The 14,186-nt window shown below is 50.4% G+C and carries 15 protein-coding genes; 4 read left to right on the top strand and 11 right to left on the bottom strand.

The genetic code is table 11. The features are described 5' to 3' along the window. Positions 1 to 39 precede the first annotated feature (39 nt). The 5 genes from ispG to ndk all read right to left on the bottom strand — a co-directional run bounded on the left by ispG (position 40) and on the right by ndk (position 4,865). Complete coding sequence (gene ispG, locus KZ771_RS13765; protein ID WP_133538630.1) at positions 40 to 1,155, bottom strand: flavodoxin-dependent (E)-4-hydroxy-3-methylbut-2-enyl-diphosphate synthase; 1,116 nt, start codon at positions 1,153 to 1,155, stop codon at positions 40 to 42. 45 nt (positions 1,156 to 1,200) lie between these two features. Then, a complete protein-coding gene (locus KZ771_RS13760; protein ID WP_290653929.1) occupies positions 1,201 to 2,445 on the bottom strand; it encodes a RodZ domain-containing protein in 1,245 nt (414 codons plus the stop codon). Next, positions 2,426 to 2,875, bottom strand: a complete 450-nt coding sequence (locus KZ771_RS13755) for a pilus assembly protein PilF (protein ID WP_290653928.1) — start codon at positions 2,873 to 2,875, stop codon at positions 2,426 to 2,428. The genes KZ771_RS13760 and KZ771_RS13755 overlap by 20 nt, the downstream gene beginning before the upstream one ends. Positions 2,876 to 3,070: 195 nt before the next feature. Then, a complete protein-coding gene (locus tag KZ771_RS13750; protein WP_133538627.1) occupies positions 3,071 to 4,204 on the bottom strand; it encodes a bifunctional tRNA (adenosine(37)-C2)-methyltransferase TrmG/ribosomal RNA large subunit methyltransferase RlmN in 1,134 nt (377 codons plus the stop codon). A 229-nt stretch (positions 4,205 to 4,433) separates the two neighbouring features. Then, positions 4,434 to 4,865, bottom strand: coding sequence for a nucleoside-diphosphate kinase (ndk, locus tag KZ771_RS13745; RefSeq protein WP_133538626.1), 432 nt, complete (start codon positions 4,863 to 4,865; stop codon positions 4,434 to 4,436). Positions 4,866 to 5,036: 171 nt separating this feature from the next. On the opposite strand from ndk, the gene msrA reads away from it, so the two are divergent. Continuing rightward, positions 5,037 to 5,576, top strand: coding sequence for a peptide-methionine (S)-S-oxide reductase MsrA (gene msrA, locus KZ771_RS13740; protein ID WP_290568959.1), 540 nt, complete (start codon positions 5,037 to 5,039; stop codon positions 5,574 to 5,576). A 144-nt stretch (positions 5,577 to 5,720) separates the two neighbouring features. On the opposite strand, the gene KZ771_RS13735 is transcribed toward msrA, so the two are convergent. The 3 genes from KZ771_RS13735 to trmJ all read right to left on the bottom strand — a co-directional run bounded on the left by KZ771_RS13735 (position 5,721) and on the right by trmJ (position 8,413). Then, on the bottom strand, positions 5,721 to 6,869 hold the full coding sequence (locus KZ771_RS13735) for an IscS subfamily cysteine desulfurase (RefSeq protein WP_290653927.1): 1,149 nt from the start codon (positions 6,867 to 6,869) through the stop codon (positions 5,721 to 5,723). A 32-nt stretch (positions 6,870 to 6,901) separates the two neighbouring features. Then, positions 6,902 to 7,384, bottom strand: a complete 483-nt coding sequence (gene iscR, locus KZ771_RS13730; protein ID WP_290653926.1) for a Fe-S cluster assembly transcriptional regulator IscR — start codon at positions 7,382 to 7,384, stop codon at positions 6,902 to 6,904. 303 nt (positions 7,385 to 7,687) lie between these two features. Next, positions 7,688 to 8,413 (bottom strand): tRNA (cytosine(32)/uridine(32)-2'-O)-methyltransferase TrmJ, encoded by a 726-nt coding sequence (gene trmJ / locus KZ771_RS13725; protein WP_290653925.1) that lies wholly within the window; start codon positions 8,411 to 8,413, stop codon positions 7,688 to 7,690. A 132-nt stretch (positions 8,414 to 8,545) separates the two neighbouring features. On the opposite strand from trmJ, the gene suhB reads away from it, so the two are divergent. Continuing rightward, complete coding sequence (gene suhB, locus KZ771_RS13720; RefSeq protein ID WP_290653924.1) at positions 8,546 to 9,325, top strand: inositol-1-monophosphatase; 780 nt, start codon at positions 8,546 to 8,548, stop codon at positions 9,323 to 9,325. Between the two features lie 78 nt (positions 9,326 to 9,403). Here suhB and KZ771_RS13715 read toward each other — a convergent pair whose 3' ends face one another. Both KZ771_RS13715 and ung read right to left on the bottom strand, forming a co-directional pair. After that, the gene (locus KZ771_RS13715) at positions 9,404 to 9,577 is read right to left on the bottom strand and encodes a DUF3545 family protein (RefSeq protein ID WP_133538620.1); all 174 of its coding nucleotides are present in this window, start codon (positions 9,575 to 9,577) and stop codon (positions 9,404 to 9,406) included. Positions 9,578 to 9,701: 124 nt separating this feature from the next. After that, positions 9,702 to 10,385, bottom strand: a complete 684-nt coding sequence (gene ung / locus KZ771_RS13710; RefSeq protein WP_290654866.1) for a uracil-DNA glycosylase — start codon at positions 10,383 to 10,385, stop codon at positions 9,702 to 9,704. A gap of 61 nt (positions 10,386 to 10,446) precedes the next feature. On the opposite strand from ung, the gene KZ771_RS13705 reads away from it, so the two are divergent. Beyond that, positions 10,447 to 11,232 carry a glycosyltransferase family 2 protein gene (locus tag KZ771_RS13705; protein WP_290568945.1) on the top strand — a complete coding sequence of 262 codons (786 nt, stop codon included), beginning with the start codon at positions 10,447 to 10,449 and terminating at the stop codon, positions 11,230 to 11,232. Continuing rightward, positions 11,233 to 11,967: a glycosyltransferase family 25 protein gene (locus tag KZ771_RS13700; RefSeq protein WP_290653923.1), complete on the top strand. Its 735-nt coding sequence runs from the start codon at positions 11,233 to 11,235 to the stop codon at positions 11,965 to 11,967. Here KZ771_RS13700 and KZ771_RS13695 read toward each other — a convergent pair. Further along, the gene (locus KZ771_RS13695) at positions 11,964 to 13,991 is read right to left on the bottom strand and encodes a S9 family peptidase (RefSeq protein WP_290653922.1); all 2,028 of its coding nucleotides are present in this window, start codon (positions 13,989 to 13,991) and stop codon (positions 11,964 to 11,966) included. The genes KZ771_RS13700 and KZ771_RS13695 overlap by 4 nt on opposite strands. Between the last annotated feature and the right edge of the window lie 195 nt (positions 13,992 to 14,186).

Below are 14,186 nucleotides of genomic sequence, written 5' to 3'. Positions count from 1 at the left end.
CGCGTATTATAAGGACTTTAATGCGGCGGGTAAAATAGCTTAGCCGATTTCTTTTACGTCAATTTTGTGCTTTTGCACATAATCAACGCGGTCACGGATTTGACGCTCTAATTGGTCAATCAAATCGTTATTATCTAAACGCAGTTTTTGACGCTCGCCGCCAATATACAAGCCGCTTTTGTTTTTAGCTCCTGCCAGCCCTACTTCAGCAACCAGTGCCTCGCCGGGGCCGTTCACGACGCAGCCAATAACCGAAACGTCCATCGGCACCGTAATGTCTTCTAAGCGTTGTTCTAACTCATTAACAGTAGCAATGACATCAAATTCCTGGCGCGAACAGCTCGGACAAGCGATAAAGTTAATACCACGCGAGCGAATTCGTAGCGATTTTAAAATATCAAAACCTACTTTAATTTCTTCTACCGGGTCCGCCGCTAACGATACCCGTAGCGTATCACCAATGCCTTCAGCCAACAGCATGCCCAAACCAACGGACGACTTTACTGCACCACTGCGCTTACCACCGGCTTCGGTAATCCCCAAGTGCAGCGGCTGGTCAATCTGTTTAGCCAGTAACCGGTACGAATCTACCGCAAGGAATACGTCTGATGCTTTTACACTGACTTTAAAGTCTTGAAAATCTAACCGGTCAAGGATATCGACGTGACGCATGGCGGACTCCACCAACGCCTCCGGCGTTGGTTCGCCGTATTTTTCCTGCAGGTCTTTTTCCAGCGAGCCACCATTAACACCGATGCGGATCGGGATATTTTTATCTCGCGCTGCATCTACAACTGCACGGATACGATCTTCACGGCCGATATTACCCGGGTTAATACGCAAACAGTCGGCACCGTATTCAGCCACTTTTAACGCGATACGGTAGTCAAAGTGAATGTCGGTTACCAGTGGTACCGGACTCTGTGCTTTAATCGCTTTAAAGGATTCGGCGGCATCCATAGTCGGCACCGAAACCCGCACAATATCAGCACCGGCAGCTGCCAACGCATTAATCTGTGCAACGGTCGCTGCCACATCGGTTGTCTCGGTATTGGTCATTGATTGCACTGCAATCGGCGCACCATCGCCAATAGGCACATCGCCAACATAAATGCGACGTGATGGCCTGCGCTTAATGGGACTTTCATGCATCATAATGAGACTTCCTACTACCTATTAACGCAATCAATAAACTGACAATTAGTTATCTAAAGGAACATTGAAACGAGCCACCCGCGCCTGGCGGAAGTTACTCAGATCCAGCGTTTGCCCCTGATAGCTGATGGTAACCGCTTCGGGTTTGCAAATGGTAACAGAAAACGGCGCTTCACCCGGAACCGGCATGGTGTAACCGGCCGCTTTTATACCGACGGCCTGCGTTTCACCTGTTGCATCATCGACTTTGACCCAACACTCTTCGCTAAACTCAAACACTAAACTGGCCTGCAGCTGCTCGGTTTGCTCTGACTGTGCAGTGGCTTCAGTATCACCAGTAGCCGCTTGCGTATCGTTATCAGCGACCGGTTCTGTGGCTGGTTCCGTACTGGTGTCGTTATTAGCGTCAGAATTTACGTCGCTTAACTCACTATCATTGTCAGCGTCATTAGTGACTGTTTGCGGCTGCTCCGCCGCATCGGCTGTGCTCTCGGGCTCTGCTTCTGATTGGTCTGGCGACGAGCTATTAACCTCCGCCAAAACAGTATCCGCAGATTCAGTATCGGTCACCGTCTGTGGTGGTTCTTGTTCGTCAACAGGAGCACTCGGGTCACTCGCCGTTAATGAGGTACTGGTATCCTCGGCACTCACCTCAGACTCCAATACCTGGTCTGGCTCATTTTGTTCTGGTGAAGCTGTCGGTTGCATAGACTCTTCTTGCACCGCCTGTTCTTCCTGAACAGCCTGCTGCACGTCACTGCTAATATCGTTAAAGCTAATGTCGCTATCCTGCCACCACCAAATAACCAGACCAATCACTACGATAATGACCGCGTAAGTAATGAGCATTAGTCGGTTATCGTTTTCCTGGTGTTTTACCCGACGAGAAAAGCTTTGCATGGCCGTGGTATCCGGCTCTTTAATACCGAGTTTTTTGTAGGCCGCGAAAACTTCATCTTCGTTCGCTTCTAATAATTTAGCGTACGAACGCAGATAGCCTTTGATGAAGGTCGGAGTAGAAAACGACTCGTAGTCGTCAGCCTCGAGCAGCTCGATAATTTGTAAACGCAACCGTAACCGATCGGCAACGTCGCGCGACGTCAAGTTTTTAGCTTCTCTGGCCTCTTTAAGTAACTGCCCGGGCCCTTTTACAAGTTCCTTCTGCTGCTCAGCGGTATGTTCTACGTCGTTGTTATTTACCGCGTTTTCCTCAGTATCATTCGATTGATTATCAGCAGTCATGGTGTTCTGGATGATCCCTATTAGTACGCTATTGGCTCGCCTCGGCATAGCGATGCCTTGTCTTAAGCAAGGAACACTGTTTGCGGTTTGCTGCCACCTGTTGCTGCAGGCTCTCTGCCTGATCAAACATCAACATGGCTTGCTGCCGGTAGCCAGCGACACACAGTGCAATAGCGTAGTTGTTATACATTGCGCCGCTGTTAGGTTGCCATGATAACGCTTGCTGGTAAAGTAGCAACGCTGAATTGACCTTTTCTTTGCGCAAATACCACTGTCCCAGCGCAATGATCACAGCTTCTGAGCGTGGCGCATCGTTATAGGCTTTGTCCAGATGCGGCCGCGCGCGCTCTAATTGATCGCGCTGCATGTATTCCAGCCCCAGTTGTAAGCGGGTCTTGCCGGCGTCGCTAAGCTCTGCGTTTGGGGTTAGGCTGCAGCCTGCCATAAAAGCCAGGCACAATAGGCTCACTATTTTCATGCTATGCATTCCCTTGCATTTTGTCGCTTCGCGACGGCTGTTTGCGCCTGCGGCGCGGCTTTTTGCAGCGAGCCTGCGGCCGCTGCGGCTGTTTAAAGAGAGCTGCGGTTCAAACAGCAGCAACAAGCGTAGCGTTGTTGCAAACCGCCGTGCCGCAGGCACAAAAGCCGCTCCGCAGGAGCATACAGCCAGCTCTTAGGCGGTTTTTACACCGATTTCGTCACCGCGGGCGGCTTGTTGCCTTTTTAAGATGCGTTTGGTGCGGTCGATTACGTCACCGACTAGCTGACCGCAGGCTGCATCAATATCATCGCCGCGGGTCTTCCTGACCATAACGACGAAGCCATATTCCATTAACACTTTTGCAAACCGGTCGATGCGCGAGTTACTGGAGCGCCCGTAATCGGAACCCGGGAATGGGTTAAACGGAATTAAGTTAATTTTACTTGGCGTGTCTTTTAGCGTTTTTGCCAAAGCGTGTGCTTGATCTGTAGAATCATTAACATGATCCAGCATCACGTACTCAACGGTCACTTTGTGTTGCGCTTTTGACTGCTCGACATAGCGGCGACTTGAGGCCAGGAACTGCTCGATATTGTACTTTTTATTGATGGGTACAATTTCGTTGCGCAATTCATCGTCTGGCGCATGCAGTGAAATCGCCAGCATTACGTCGATTTGTTCAGCGAGCTTGTCTAATGCCGGGACAACGCCTGAGGTACTGAGAGTAACCCGACGCTTCGACAGGCCGAAGCCATAGTCATCCAGCATGAGTTCCATAGCCGGTACTACGTTATTCATGTTAAGCAGGGGTTCACCCATGCCCATCATGACCACGTTAGTGACCGGTTTAATACCGGTTTTACCGTAGGCGCCCAGTAATTGGTTAACCCGCCAAACCTGACCGATTATTTCAGCAACGTTCAGATTGCGGTTAAAGCCCTGCGCTCCGGTTGAACAGAAGGTACATTCTAACGCGCAGCCAACCTGCGAAGACACGCATAAAGTGGCTCGGTCGCGCTCCGGGATCCACACCGTTTCTACGTCCTGACCATCGAATAAGGTCATCGCGAATTTGATGGTGCCATCCGAAGATTGTTGCTGGGTACGCACTTCCGGCGCGCGGATTTCAGCTACCTGCTTGAGTTTTTCGCGCAACTTTTTGTTGAGATTGGTCATCTCATCAAAGTCATCAACACAAAAATGATAAAGCCACTTCATCACCTGGTCGGCACGAAATGGTTTTTCCCCCAGCTCGCTGAAGAACTCTCGAAGGCCTTCGCGATTGAGGTTAAGCAAGTTCACTTTTTTGTCGATGGCGTTGGTCATAAAACTCCTGTTTTGGCTCGCTACGCTCGCGGTTCAGGCCTGCGGCGGCTTGGGCTCGTGCTGCGCACTCGCGGTGTAAGCGCTGCGCGTGGTTTAGGGCCTTTGGCCGGTGTAGGCTCGCTGCGCTCGCGGTTTAGGGCCTTCGGCCGGTATACCGCGAGTGCGAAGCACGAGCCTACACCGCGCGCAGCGCCTATTCCGGCGAAGCGGCTATCCCGCGAAGCCTAAATTAGCGTGTACGTGGGCAGATTTCTTCATCGCTGAAGAAGTATGCGATTTCGCGCGCTGCAGATTCTACTGCATCAGAACCGTGTACCGCATTTTCGTCGATAGTTTCAGCATAGTCTGCACGCAGAGTTCCCGCCAGTGCTTCAGCTGGGTTAGTTGCACCCATGATTTCACGGTTCTTCAATACTGCGTTTTCGCCTTCCAGAACTTGTACAACGATTGGACCAGAAGTCATGAATTCAACTAATGCACCAAAGAAAGGACGTTCTTTGTGCTCAGCGTAAAAGCCTTCTGCCTGTTCTTTGCTCAAGTGCATCATTTTTGCTGCGACAATGCGCAGACCTGAGGTTTCGAAACGATTGTAAATAGCACCAACTAAGTTTTTAGCAACTGCGTCGGGCTTGATGATTGATAAAGTGCGCTCTAAAGCCATCTATTTTACTCCAAAAAGGGTATTAACTAAGTGATTAAAATTTCCGCGCGAATTATACGGGAGATTCGCTAAAAAATCGAATAACCTTTAATTGTTTTTGTAGAAATTCTACGTTAGGATGCAAAAACATATAGCCATTTAGACGTCTAAAATACGAAAGGAGTATCTTTAATGTCAAACAATCTGGCACAGGCAACTTTAGGTGGTGGCTGTTTTTGGTGCGTGGAGTCGGCGTTTTTACAAGTCAAAGGCGTTGAAAAGGTTCAGTCCGGCTATACCGGCGGACACACCGAAAATCCGACTTACGAACAGGTTTGCCGTGGCGATACCGGACATGCAGAAGTGGCACAGTTGACGTACAACCCTGAGATAATTTCTTACCGTCAAATTTTAGAAATCTTCTTTACCCTGCATGATCCAACTCAGGTCAACCGTCAGGGCAACGACGTTGGTACGCAATATCGCACCTCGATTTTCTATCATAGCGACGAGCAAAAGCAGCAGGCGGAGCAAATCATTGCTGAACTGGAAGCGGAAGATGCGTTTGCGGCACCTATTGTGACGGAAGTATCGCCACTGGGTAAATTTTATCTGGCTGAGGATTACCACGAGAATTACTTCGCCCGCAACCCTGAGAATCCGTATTGCCAGGCGGTGATTTCGCCGAAACTGGCTAAATTCCGCAAGACGTTTTCGGGACTGCTTAAATAGGCTCGCGCTGCGCGCTCGCGGTATAGAGCTGCGCTGATTTGGCCTCGCTACGCTCGCGGTTTAACGGGCAAAGCACCTACCCCGCGAGCGCAGCGAGCCTAAACCGCGCGAAGCGCCCAAGCCGTGAAATAAGTGCGCCTAGCGTTATCTCCGCAGAGCGCTGTAAACATCCAGAATATGCTGCGCCGCGTGCTCGACTTCTGCTTCCGTCGTCTCGCGGCCGAAGCTGAAGCGCAGAGATGCGTGGGCTAGCTCATCCGGTAAGCCCAGTGCGCGCAGTACATAGGATGGTTCGACACTTGCTGAGGTACAGGCAGAACCAGAAGAAATCGCCAAATCTTTCAGCGACATCAGTAAGATTTCACCTTCGACACCAGCAAAACTCAGATTGATAATATGCGGTACGCGGAATTGGTCGCTACCGTTTAGCGCAATGCCATCTTGCGCTAACAGCGGTTGCAGGAACTTTGTGCGTAGGTTTTCAAAGCGCTCGGCATCTGCTTGCAGACGGCCTGCTGCAACCTCTGCTGCTTCACCCAGGCCAACAATTTGATGAGTTGCCAGCGTACCAGAACGCATACCTCGTTCATGCCCACCGCCATGCATTTGTGCCAGTAAGCGTACCCGCGGTTGGCGCCGCACATAGAGTGCGCCAATGCCTTTGGGACCATACATTTTGTGGGCAGAAATTGATAATAGGTCTACCGGTAGTACTGCCATGTCCAGCGGCAGTTTGCCGGTGCTCTGGGCGGCGTCGACATGCAACAAGGTGCCATTATCACGACAAAGTTCGCCAATGGCGTTGATATCCTGAATCACGCCAATTTCGTTGTTTACATGCATCACACTGACCAGCACCGTATCTTCACGCAATGCCGAGCGTAGCTCGTCAAGATCAACGCGGCCATCCGCCTGCACATCCAGATAGGTCACTTCGAAACCGTCTTTTTGTAACTGCTCTGCCGGATCCAGCACCGCTTTGTGCTCGGTTCGCACGGTAATCAGGTGTTTTCCCTTGTCCTGTAAAAAATGTGCGACGCCTTTTAAGGCGAGATTATCGGATTCGGTAGCTCCGGAAGTAAACACGATTTCGCGGGCGTCAGCATTGATTAGGTCAGCAACCTGGTGGCGCGCAATATCTACAGCCTCTTCTGCCTGCCAGCCATACCGATGCGAACGCGACGCCGGGTTTGCGTATATGCCGTCGACGGTCAGAAATTGCATCATTTTTTCAGCGACCTGCTTATCCACAGGCGTGGTGGCCGCATAATCCATATAGATGGGCAACTTCACTAGCTCACAGCTCCTTTCTGGTGCGACATCCACTAAATGACGTTAAGCTCGATTTTGTCAGAACTTTTATCAGAACTTTTGTCGTAATTCTGGCGTTCACCAACCTCGGCAACATCGCGTGATGCCATCAGTTCAGCCAGGGTAATACCATCTAAAAAGTCTGCTATGCGATCACTCAGGCCTTCCCACAATGAATGCGTAAGGCAACGCTCGCCACCCTGACAATTGCCTTTGCCGTGACAGCGGGTTGCATCGATGGATTCGTCAACCGCATCGATAACAGCACCAACAGAGATGTCATCTGCTGTTTTGCCCAGCTGATAACCACCGCCGGGACCGCGCACGCTGTGCACCAGGCCGCGTTTGCGCAGGCGGGCAAATAATTGCTCCAGATAGGATAACGAAATCCCCTGCCGCTCAGAAATATCCGCCAGCGGCACCGGGGACTGTTTGGCGAACATGGCGACGTCGAGCATCGCGGTAACGGCGTAACGGCCTTTGGATGTCAGGCGCATGATGGTATTCCTCTTCGCTTTGCTTAAGCGACAAGTTTACTTACCCGACTAAAATAGTCAAGTATTCAATGCTCGCTTCGCTCGCGGCTATTTATCGCTGCGCGACGGCTGTTTTTGCCTTCGGCAAGGCTGATTGCAACTCGCTTCGCTTGTTACTGCTTTTTGTGGGTTCGCTAATGCTCACCCTCGGGGTGCTTTCCTTACCGTTTTTGGCTTGCCCCGAAACAGCCGCAGCGGCCGAAGGCTCGCTGCAAAACGCCGTCGCAAAGCGACAAACAGCCGTGCCAACGGTACAAATTGCCTTTATTTCTTACCGACAGACGCCAGTATCCCGCGGAGGATGTTTATCTCGCTCTCCTCCGGCCGTGCGCGGTTGAAGAGCCGGCGTAACTTGGTCATCACCTGGCCCGGATGCTGCTTAACGATAAAGCCCGTATCGTACAGCGTTTGTTCCAGATGTTGATAAAACTGTTCTAACTGTTCCCCACGCGGGTAATCAGCAACCTCGCCACTGTGGCTATAACGCTGTGCGTTTTCCTCGGCTTCTAAAAACTGCATACGCAATTCATAGCACACCGTTTGTACTGCCATGGCCAGGTTTAACGAGCCATAATCGGGGTTGGTCGGAATATGCAGGTGGTATTGGCTTAACTGTAGCTCTTCGTTGGTTAGGCCGTTGTTTTCGCGCCCGAAAACTAGCGCGACCTTATGTTTAGGTGCTTCGGCCAGCACTTTGGCTGCGGCATCTCGTGGGCCAAGTAACGGCCAGTCCAGGGTGCGGTTACGGGCGCTGGTAGCCAGCACCAACTCGCAGTCGGCGATGGCTTCCTGCAGGGTATCAACCGTGGTGGCGTTAGCTAAAATATCAGTCGCCCCCGCTGCTAATGCCGAGGCATGACTATCGGGTGCGTTTACCGGATCAACTAACGTCAGCTCCGATAAGCCCATGGTTTTCATGGCACGAGCGACAGAACCGATATTGCCCGTGTGCGAGGTATTTACAAGTACTATACGAATAGAATCTAGCATGATGACGTAAAACTATGCCTGAATAAAAGTTGTGCATGATACCGCAATACTGGTATTATCCGCGACCAGATTTTTGTGATTCACATTTTTGTTAAACACAAAGCGTTCTTTGACAGCACAGGTAATTTGATTATGCATCCGATGTTAAACATTGCGGTGCGCGCAGCGCGTGCAGCCGGCAAGATTTTAATTAAAGAGTTTGACCAAGGTCAACCGATTGACGCAACGTCTAAGGGCCCTAACGACTGGGTTTCTGAGATGGACAGAGCGGCAGAAAAAGCGATTATCGATACGATTCGTAAATCGTACCCGGAGCATGGCATTATTGCCGAAGAAAGTGGTCAGCAGCAAGGCACTGACAATGACTTTCAATGGGTTATCGACCCGCTCGATGGCACCACAAATTATCTGCGCGGTATTCCTCATTTTTGTATTTCTATTGCGCTATTACACAAAGGCTCGGTGCAGCAGGGCGTGGTTTACGATCCTGTGCGTGAAGAGCTGTTCACCGCGTCGCGTGGTGCCGGCGCGCAATTAAATGGTCGCCGTTTACGTATTGACCCTAAGGTTGAGCTTAAAGGTGCGTTACTGGCGACGGGTTTCCCGTTTAAAGCCAAGCACAAACTGCCTGAATATCAGCAAATGTTTAATAACTTGTTTGAGCATTGTGCCGACATGCGTCGTGCAGGCGCGGCAGCACTTGACTTAGCCTATGTTGCGGCGGGTCGTTTTGATGGTTTCTTCGAGATGGGCTTGAAGCCTTGGGATATGCTGGCCGGCGAATTGATGATCCGCGAAGCAGGCGGCATTGTGTGTGACCTTGATGGCGGCCACAACTATATCCAAAGCGGCAACATTACTGCCGGTGCACCTAAGGTACTTAAGCAAATGCTACCGGTAATGCGCAAGTAGCGTGCGTCCTGACGCACGTCCACGTCGCGTCAGGACGCGACCTACGTCAGGCTCTGTAGCTTGCGCCTTCGGCGCAAGTTACGTTAGATCTAGCTCTTCGAGATCGAGGTCGTAAGAGTAATCCATTTCGGCGAGTTCTTCCTTCAGCCGATACTTTTCTTTGAGTTGTTCTATTTCACGCCATTTTCTTTTGGCTGCGCGTCCCTTAGATGATTTTTCACTGACTTTCTGAAGCTCTTCTGAATGATCCATACTTGCCTCTCAGTTTCTTTATAATTATGGTTTTAGCGCATGCGAATCAATTTATAACAATTAATTCACAACTACCTTAATACCACAGAGAGCCCCAGAATAAAAGACAATTGTTACATCCGTGTTACCATTTGATGGGATTTTGACCGCTTTTTATTAAGTATTCATTAGCTTTCCGAAAATGCTGCGCCTCGAAAAAGCCCCGATGTGCCGACAACGGTGATGGATGCACGGTTTTTAGCACGCAATGCTTATTCCCATCAATCAATGCCGCTTTCTTCTGCGCATGCGCCCCCCAGAGCATAAACACAATACTCTCATAGCTGTCTGCCAAACGCGCAATCACGGTATCGGTAAAGCTTTCCCAGCCCCACTTAGCATGGCTATGTGCCTTACCCTGCTCTACGGTTAATACCGTATTCAGCAACAGCACGCCCTGCTCTGCCCAACGGCTTAAATCGCCATTTTCAGGTGCCGGAGTATCCGGGTAATCTAACTGAATCGCCTTAAGCATATTGCGCAACGACGGCGGCAGTTTAATGCCATCCGGCACCGAAAAACTGAGCCCATGCGCCTGACCGGGACCGTGATAAGGATCCTGACCGAGAATAACCACCTTTACCTCATCAGGAGCGGTCAGTTTTAGCGCGTTAAAAACATCCTCTTGCTTAGGAAATACGGTGGTCTGCTGGCGTGCGGCTGCTACCTTTGCCAGTAGCTCGTTAAAGTACGGCTTGGTTTTTTCTTCTGCAAGTAATGCACTCCAGTCGCTCATGGTTACTCCGGCTAGCTGATTATTCTGTCGAATTGATGCGATATGATAGTAAAAAATATATCATAGCCTTTATCAGCATAGACGGGAAACCACCATGGCAGACACACCCAAAATCAGCGTGTATTTAATTACCAAAAACGAGGGACGCCACCTGGATGAAGTATTGTCCAGCGTAAAGGGCGCCGATGAGATTGTGTTAGTCGATTCCGGATCGAGCGACGATACCCTGGCAATAGCAGAGCGGCATGGCGCCCGAATTATTCATCAGGATTGGCTGGGTTATGCCAAACAAAAAGCCTTTGCTCTTGAGCAATGCAGAAACGATTGGGTGATTAATTTAGATGGCGATGAGGTTCTGCCAGACGGCGCTTTTGAGCAAATACAACAACGAATAGCTGAAGGTGACATTAACGGTATTTATCTGGCCCATGACGATATTTTTATGGGTCACTCGTTGCCCGGTCACCGCCATCACCGTTTTCGTCGCGTTTACCGCAAATCAAAATCGCGCTGGAATACCTCGCTAAAAGTGCATGAGCATATCGAGGTGGATGACCCCTTAACGCACTTACCAATCGACGTTAAGCACTACGGCTATGACTCAGCTCACGGTTACATGGATAAGTTAAATAAATATTCTTTGCTTAAAGCCAAGCAGCGCGAAGAGCAGGGGCGTACCTGTAGCCTCGCCCGGGTGCTACTGATTTTTCCGTTAATGTTCATCAAATTTTATATCATACGGCGCATGTTTCTTGCGGGCTGGCGTGGCTTTATCAAAGCTAACATTGATGCTTTTCATTTTTTCCTTACCGAAGCAAAACTTTACGAGCGCGAGTACCGTCGCAAGCGCGGTGACGACGTTGAAAAATCTGAGCGATAAATGATGTTACCTGTCTATGTGATTAATCTCGACCGTTCAATTGAACGCCTAAAGCATGCTAGTCAGCAACTGCAAGGCGTGGGTATTGATTTTACCCGCATTGTCGCGGTTGACGGGCGTAAGCTAAGCGATAATGACATTAACAGTGTCTATGATGCGCAACAGAATCGAGAGCGCTTTTACGCTCCACTAACACGTGGGGAAATCGCCTGCTATATGAGTCACCGTAAGGCCTGGCAGCAACTACTCGACAGCGATGCTGAAGCCGCGGTTATCGTTGAAGACGATATCATCGTCAGCTCCGATTTCGCACAACTCAGTACGGCCATTGCATCCTTGCCCGGCGACTGGGATCTGCTTAAATTAGCGCAGCCATTTAAGCCAAAGCAAAGTAATAAGCTCGCTGATCTTGGTACATTTACGTTAGTGGACTACCGTACCGATAAGCCGCCGATGGGTGCCTGTGGCTATGTTATAAGCCGTTCTGGTGCGACTAAGTTATTAGCTCGCAAGTGCTTTTTCCGGCCAGTCGATGTTGATTTTCAATGGCAATGGGAGACCGGTTGCTACGTGCAGGGCTTATTACCCTATTGTGTCGATAATACCCATCAACATGGTAGCGACATTTTGGACGTGGAAGATCGACACTTAAAAGAAAAAAGCGCCTGGCGGCGCTTTAAAGAGCAATGGCGGTTTTTTTGGCAAAACCGCCGCTTCAACCAAACCCTGGATTAGTCTTTATTTTTAAATTTATCGAACCAGTGCAGGATGTATGCAACTTTGTTCATCAGGTTACTGGGGCGGGCATAAATGCCGTGGCCTGAGTCCTGAATCCGCACCATCGCTGTCTCGACTCCCTCAAGTTTAAGCGCTTGATAGTATTGCTCAGTTTCTGACATTGGTGTGCGGTAGTCATTTTCGCCGGTCAGCAACATGGTTGGCGTGGTCACGTTACCCACGTAGCTAATCGGTGAATACTTCATGTAATGTTCCAAGTTTTCCCATGGCAACCCCGGGAACCAATACTGGTAGAAATAGTTGTACATATCTGCGGTCAGCACAAAGCTGTACCAGTTAATCACCGGCTTAGCGACAACAGCAGCTTTAAAGCGGTCAGTGTGGCCAACAATCCAGGCGGTTAACACTCCACCGCCGCTGCCGCCGGTCACATACAGTTCGTCTGCGTCAATAAAGCCTTTATCGATAACTGCGTCAACGCCATCCATGAGATCATCGTAGTCATGGCTGGGATAGTTCTTGCTGATGGTGTTGGCAAATTCATCGCCATAACTGGTGCTGCCGCGAGGGTTGGTGTACAGCACCACATAACCCGCTGCCGCAAATAACTGCACTTCAGCAGCAAAGCGAGGACCGTAATTAGTATGCGGACCACCGTGAATTTCCAGCATTAGCGGGTAATCTTTGCTCGAATCAAAGTTAGGTGGGTAAGCAATCCAACCCTGCAAGTCGCGACCGTCAACGCTCGACTTGTAATTTATCTCTTCAACTTTGGCTAGTTGCTTGTGCGCCAGAGCGTCTTCGTTTAACTGAGTAAGCTGACGGCTATCGCCATCATCCCAGAGAGCTAAGTCAGCCGGGCGTTGTGGATTGGAGATAGTGTAAAGTACCTGATCATCCTCTGCGACCGAAAAGTCACCGCCACCATAAGGGCGACTATAAGATAAACCACCAACACGATCGGCCAATCGCTCGCGATCGCCGTCCAGGTCCGTGCGTGCCAGATAGCCAATGCCGTGGTCATCATAGCTAAAATAAATGCCATCACTGTCGGGATCCCACTCAAATCCGCTCACGCTGCGATCTAAGTCGGCGGTCAGCACGCGGCTATCGGTGCCGTCAGCAGCCATCACATATAAGCGGGTAATCTGAAAACTTTGGCCGTTATCGTCGTTCCCCAGGTAAGCGATATACTCACCGTCCGGTGACACAGCAGGCGAACGGTCAGGACCAACACGGTCGGTCACTTGTTTTATTTCGCCGGTTTTGAGCATGAGCTGGTATAGCTCGCTGTTAGTCGGCTGACGGAAGGCATCTTCACGGCGATTGCCGGAAAAGAAAATAGACTCACCATCCGCTGCCCAGGCTAGATCGCCACCATGATTGTAATCGCCGGAAGTTAATTTACGCGGCGTACCACCCTCGGTGGGCACCACATAGACATGCTGATAGCCGTCACGGGCGTAACCGCCACCGTCGTAGCGGTAATTATCTTTGTCGATGTACTTAGGCGCCGCTGTCCATTCGGCGCCCTGAGGCTTGCCGGGTAACGACACTGGCGCTGGTTTGGCCTCGGGTGTAAACATCGAAAACGCAAGATGCTTACCGTTAGGCGACCAGCTCAAATTACCGGGCGACTGGGTTAAGTCCGTAATTGCGGCATGTTCACCACTGTCCACCCAGTAAATATGAATTTGAGCACTCCCCGTAGCGGTCGAAACAAACGCCAAACGCTTGCCATCTGGAGACCATACCGGTTGGCTTTCACTGGTTTTATCCCCGGTTAAGGGGCGTAGTTCGCCGTTTTCATGGATTTTCCATAGTGAGCCAACTTTGCGGTCACTGTTGATATCCATTGATTGACGTACAAATACACTGTAATCACCACTCGGGTGAATGGTCGGTGACGATGCATATTCCAGCGTAAAAACATCTTCCAGTTGCAGGGTATTGTGGTCGTCTGCCAATGCTCCGGCGGAAACCAACAACGCCGTTATAGCCGTTAACGTTCGTTTCATCATGCTCTCCTTTTAGGGCCTACGGCCGGTGTAGGCGCTACGCTCGGTTTAGGCTCGCTTGGCTCGCGGATTACGTTTTAGCACGAGCGCAGCGAGTCTAAACCCGTGCGCCGAAGGCAGCACGCTACCCCGCGCGAAGCGCGTAAACCGCGAGCGCAAGCGAGCCTAAGCCAGTTTTTAAAAAAAAAGTCGCGCCAA

The organism is Idiomarina sp., assembly GCF_019431395.1.
Classification (GTDB): domain Bacteria; phylum Pseudomonadota; class Gammaproteobacteria; order Enterobacterales; family Alteromonadaceae; genus Idiomarina.
This window is presented reverse-complemented; position numbering and strand designations above follow the sequence as displayed.

Excerpts from the sequence above, each read along its gene's own strand:
- ispG (WP_133538630.1), bottom strand. The coding sequence starts at position 1,155 with ATGATGCATGAAAGTCCCATTAAGCGCAGGCCATCACGTCGCATTTAT.
- KZ771_RS13760 (WP_290653929.1), bottom strand. The coding sequence starts at position 2,445 with ATGCCGAGGCGAGCCAATAGCGTACTAATAGGGATCATCCAGAACACC.
- KZ771_RS13755 (WP_290653928.1), bottom strand. The coding sequence starts at position 2,875 with ATGAAAATAGTGAGCCTATTGTGCCTGGCTTTTATGGCAGGCTGCAGC.
- KZ771_RS13750 (WP_133538627.1), bottom strand. The coding sequence starts at position 4,204 with ATGACCAACGCCATCGACAAAAAAGTGAACTTGCTTAACCTCAATCGC.
- ndk (WP_133538626.1), bottom strand. The coding sequence starts at position 4,865 with ATGGCTTTAGAGCGCACTTTATCAATCATCAAGCCCGACGCAGTTGCT.
- msrA (WP_290568959.1), top strand. The coding sequence starts at position 5,037 with ATGTCAAACAATCTGGCACAGGCAACTTTAGGTGGTGGCTGTTTTTGG.
- iscR (WP_290653926.1), bottom strand. The coding sequence starts at position 7,384 with ATGCGCCTGACATCCAAAGGCCGTTACGCCGTTACCGCGATGCTCGAC.
- trmJ (WP_290653925.1), bottom strand. The coding sequence starts at position 8,413 with ATGCTAGATTCTATTCGTATAGTACTTGTAAATACCTCGCACACGGGC.
- suhB (WP_290653924.1), top strand. The coding sequence starts at position 8,546 with ATGCATCCGATGTTAAACATTGCGGTGCGCGCAGCGCGTGCAGCCGGC.
- KZ771_RS13715 (WP_133538620.1), bottom strand. The coding sequence starts at position 9,577 with ATGGATCATTCAGAAGAGCTTCAGAAAGTCAGTGAAAAATCATCTAAG.
- KZ771_RS13705 (WP_290568945.1), top strand. The coding sequence starts at position 10,447 with ATGGCAGACACACCCAAAATCAGCGTGTATTTAATTACCAAAAACGAG.
- KZ771_RS13700 (WP_290653923.1), top strand. The coding sequence starts at position 11,233 with ATGATGTTACCTGTCTATGTGATTAATCTCGACCGTTCAATTGAACGC.
- KZ771_RS13695 (WP_290653922.1), bottom strand. The coding sequence starts at position 13,991 with ATGATGAAACGAACGTTAACGGCTATAACGGCGTTGTTGGTTTCCGCC.